Source organism: Psychrobacter sp. 1Y4 (genome assembly GCF_051847555.1).
Genome location: NZ_JBPYDE010000086.1, coordinates 1 through 1,255 on the forward strand (window position 1 = coordinate 1; position 1,255 = coordinate 1,255).

General features: G+C 45.4%; 2 protein-coding genes. One reads left to right on the forward strand and one right to left on the reverse strand.

Annotated features, from left to right (window positions below; translation table 11 throughout):
- Positions 1-554: TSUP family transporter (locus tag ACS8FC_RS14355; protein ID WP_439297257.1), on the forward strand; the 554-nt coding region annotated here is incomplete at its 5' end.
- 102 nt (positions 555-656) lie between these two features.
- Here ACS8FC_RS14355 and ACS8FC_RS14360 read toward each other — a convergent pair.
- A partial coding sequence (locus tag ACS8FC_RS14360; protein WP_439297258.1) for a dicarboxylate/amino acid:cation symporter occupies positions 657-1,255 on the reverse strand: 599 nt, incomplete at its 5' end.

Sequence of the window (1,255 nt, forward strand, 5' to 3'; positions counted from 1 at the left end):
TAAAAAAGGGCGTCGTCAAACCGCAGCGTATTAAAGTGGCTATTACTGCCGCGTTTATCGGATCAGTCTTGGGTACTATTGCGGTGCAGATGTCACCACCTGATTTGCTCGAAAAACTGATTCCTTTTTTGATTGCCGCTATCGGTATTTATACCTTATTTGCCCCTAGGCTTGGTGAGGTAGAGGCGGCTCCCCGCATATCAGAGGGTAAATGGCAAAAAGGGGTGGCACCTTTGATTGGTTTTTATGATGGGTATATTGGTCCCGGTACAGGGATGTTTTTTGCGCTGGGCAATGTGGCATTGCGTGGTCGTCAGATTATTGAAGCGACAGGCACCGCCAAAGTGTTGAACCTATCGACCAATATTGGCTCGTTGATATTCTTTATCTTAGGTGGCAATGTACTGTGGAAAGTGGGGTTAGCAATGATGGTGGGACAAACCATCGGCGCCTATTTTGGTTCACATATGGTCGTCAAAGGCGGTAGTAAGCTGATTCGTCCGATGATTGTACTGGTGTGTTTGGCAATGTTGACCAAATACGTTTTTGGCTAATGAGAGTAACCACACTCATGATCTACCTCAAAAAAAACCTCAGTCCATGTGCATAGGTGACTGAGGTTTTTTATTTTATGAAGGTCTATCTAGCAGAGATGGTTAGTGGCGACGATCAACGTCATCGTATTCACTACCCATGATGCCATCATTCATGACTTTAGAGAATTCACGCTCATTGTCTTCATCGATATGACCGTCAAACACGTCTTTGGCACCAGCATTAGGATCGTTATAAATAGCAAGATCCATTTTGCCTTCTGATTTTGCCACGATAGCGGTCACTGCTGCATCACCACCAACGTTCACGGCAGTACGTAGCATGTCTAGGATACGATCCACACCCAAGATCAGACCAATACCTTCGATTGGTAAGCCAACTTGGGCAAATACCATCGACAGCATAATCAAGCCGACACCAGGCACACCAGCCGTACCGACAGAGGCCAGTACTGACATCAAGATAACGGTTAGATATTCGGTTACGCCCAAATCAATACCATAAATATTGGCAATAAAAATGGTCGCTGTCCCTTGCATGATGGCTGTACCATCCATGTTGATGGTGGCACCAAAAGGAACGGTAAACGAAGCAACGGAATTATTCACACCCATACGTTTGGTAACGGTACGCAAGGTAATAGGAATGGTCGCGTTTGAGCTCGACGTACTAAACGCAAAAATTTGTACTTCGCGCATTT